This is a genomic window from Aeromicrobium sp., assembly GCF_049586495.1.
Classification (GTDB): domain Bacteria; phylum Actinomycetota; class Actinomycetes; order Propionibacteriales; family Nocardioidaceae; genus Aeromicrobium.
In genome coordinates this window covers 1-2810 of record NZ_JBAVCB010000241.1, presented here as the reverse complement: position 1 = coordinate 2810, position 2810 = coordinate 1, and the positions used below count along the sequence as shown (strand labels likewise).

The 2810-nt window shown below is 68.0% G+C and carries 3 protein-coding genes and 1 pseudogene; all 4 read right to left on the bottom strand.

Annotated features, from left to right (window positions below; genetic code table 11):
* A pseudogene (locus WB508_RS12350) lies at positions 1–353 on the bottom strand (hydroxymethylbilane synthase); the annotation flags it as partial.
* A complete protein-coding gene (locus WB508_RS12345; RefSeq protein WP_423845179.1) occupies positions 350–1648 on the bottom strand; it encodes a glutamyl-tRNA reductase in 1299 nt (432 codons plus the stop codon). The gene WB508_RS12345 and the pseudogene WB508_RS12350, both read right to left, overlap by 4 nt.
* Positions 1645–2346, bottom strand: a complete 702-nt coding sequence (locus WB508_RS12340; protein WP_423845178.1) for a redox-sensing transcriptional repressor Rex — start codon at positions 2344–2346, stop codon at positions 1645–1647. Before WB508_RS12340 ends, WB508_RS12345 begins: the two co-directional genes overlap by 4 nt.
* 147 nt (positions 2347–2493) lie before the next feature.
* A partial coding sequence (locus WB508_RS12335; protein ID WP_423845177.1) for a glutaredoxin family protein occupies positions 2494–2810 on the bottom strand: 317 nt, incomplete at its 5' end.

The following is a 2810-nucleotide window of genomic DNA, read 5'->3' as shown; positions in this document are numbered from 1 at the left end:
CCCTGGGGCAGCTCGCCAAGAGTCAGGCCATCGCGGGCGATGACGCAGTCGCGCGGATCTTCACGGACTGGGATGGCAGCCAGCCGGAGCTGGGGGTGCACCGCGGTCGGCAGGTCCTTGAGCGAGTGCACGGCGACGTCGATCAGCCCGTCGACGAGCGCTTCGCGCAAGGCCGCGACGAAGACGCCCTGACCACCGATCGTGGTCAGCGGAGCCATGCTGCGATCGCCTTCGGTGGAGATCAACACGATCTCGACCTCGACGCCGGTCTCGGCGACGAGCCGATCCGCGATCTGCCGAGTCTGAGTGGTGGCGAGGGCAGAAGCCCGGGTGCCGATCCGCAGTGTCGTCATGACTCATCACCGCTGATCCGGGTGACGGCCTCGACGGCCGACGGGTCCAGGGCGAACAAGTCAGCGAGGGCCGCGGCGTACGTGAGTCCGGCGGGGTCCTCGATGAGCTGCTGAACCCGCACGGTGGGGGTGTGGATCAGCTTGTCGGCGACGCGGTGCAACGCCTGACGGACGGCCGCCTGCTGGTCCTCGGTGAGATGGCCGATGCGCGACTCAAGCCGGTCGAGCTCTGCGGAGACGACGTCCGTGGCCATGGTGCGCAACGCCACGACGGTGGGCGTCACGCGCGAAGCGGACTTGGCCGCCAAGAACGAGCGCACCTCGTCCTCGACGATGGAGCGGACCTGCTCGACGTCGGCTGACAGCGAGCTCTCGGACCCGAGCGCGGCGAGCATGGAGATGTCCACCAGGCGTACGTCGGTGAGCTCGGCGACCGTGGGGTCGACATCGCGTGGCAGAGCCAGATCGATCAGGGTCATGCCCCGGCCGCCAGCGGTGGCCCGCTCGATGCGATCGCGATTGAACACGGTGCCGCTGGCGCCGGTGCAGCTGATGACGACATCGGCGGCGGCCAGCTCGACGTCAAGAGAGTCCCACCGGACGGCGCTGACCCCGTGGGTCGCGACCAGGGCGAAGGCGCTCTGGTACGTGCGGTTGGCGACCATGATGTGCTGCGGGGTGACGCCGCGGTCGATCAGGGTGCGGACCGCGAGATTGGCCATCGTGCCGGCACCGGCGACCAGGAACCGCGAGTCGTCAGCCGCGACGGCATCACCGGCGACCGCAAGGCCAGCGGTGACGATCGACGGCGCGAGTCGGTCGATGCCGGTCTCGTTGTGCCCCCGCTTGCCGATGCGCAGGGCCTGCTGGAACAAGGCGTTGAGAGCCGGCCCGACCGTGGACTCAGCCTGGGCCGCGTGGAGCGCGTCTCGCACCTGACCGAGGATCTGGCTCTCGCCGAGAATCATTGAGTCGAGACCGGAGGTGACACCGAACAAATGGGCGACGGCGGCGTCGTCGTAGTGCACGTAGACGTGCTGCACGAGTTCGTCGCGGTCCAGCCCGGCTTGCTCGGCCAGCAGGCGCGAGACCTCGTCGACCGAGCCGTGAAAACGATCGGCCTCGACGTACACCTCGACCCGGTTGCAGGTGGAGATGACGACCGACTCGCTGACCGCGGGCGTGTCGAGCACACGGTGCGACAGCTTGACGGCTGCGTCGACGTCCAACGAGGCGCGTTCCAGGACCTCGATGGGTGCGGACTTGTGGGACATGCCCACCATCAGGACGCTCATCGGGATGCCTCCCCCACCGTGGGCGAGGCGGCGCCCTTGCGCTGCTCGTGGTACGCCAAGATCTGCAGCTCGATCGACAGGTCGACCTTGCGCAAATCGACGCCCTCGGGAACCTGCACGACGGCCGGTGCGAAGTTCAGGATGCTGGTGATGCCAGCGGCCACGAGTCGATCAGCGACCGGCTGGGCGGCTTCACCGGGTGTGGCGATGATGCCGATCGACACCCCGCGGTCGGCGATGACGGCGTCGAGGTCGTCCAGCGAGGTGACGGTGATACCCGAGACGACGGTGCCGACGCGGGACGGGTCAGAGTCGACCAGGGCGGCCACGCGGATGCCGCGCGTGCTGAAGCCTTGATAGGCCGACAGGGCGGACCCGAGGTTGCCGACGCCGACGATGACGACGTCCCAGTCCTGGGTCTGGCCGATCTCCCGCGCGATCTGGTAGCGCAGGTACTCCACGTCGTAGCCGACCCCGCGGGTGCCGTAGGAACCGAGATAGGACAGATCCTTGCGCAGCTTGGCCGGGTTGACGCCGGCCTGCTCAGCCAGCTCGTTGGAGGAGCACGTGGCGACGCCCAGGTCGATCAGCGTCGTGAGAGCCCGCAGGTACACAGGAAGCCGGGCCACGGTCGCGTCGGGCGTAGCCCGCTGTGCGCCGTGCTCGTCGGCCAGTTGGGTGTTGCGCAGAATCGTCACAGGTCTCCACCGCTGCGACGCCGGGGATTTCCTGCGTGAGGAGAGCGTCGAGCGCACCGGCAGTTTACGAGTTTGTGAACGCGTTAACAAAATCGAGACGGCTCGAGGTGGCGTAGGTCACATCGGAAAAGGTGGGGGCACGGACCGTCAGTGCCGCGACAACGCCTGCCGTAGGCGTAAAGGATCGACTCGCCAGAAGTCGTGCTGCTTGCCGTCAACGAAGGTCACCGGCACCTGCTCGGTGAACTGGCGAGCCAGGACCGGGTCGTTGTCGATGTCGATCCTGGCCCACGCAACACCGGCCTGATCGCACACCTGCGCCACCACCGCCTCCGCCGTGGCACACAGGTGGCAGCCAGATCGTGAATACACCACGACGCGCGCGGCGTCGGCGTGCGGAACACTCATCGCTGGTCGAGGCCCAGCGCTTCGGACCGGGCCAGCGCACGGAGCCGGCCCTTCTC

Coding starts and splice junctions, on each gene's coding strand:
- WB508_RS12345 (WP_423845179.1), bottom strand. CDS start 1,648: ATGAGCGTCCTGATGGTGGGCATGTCCCACAAGTCCGCACCCATCGAG.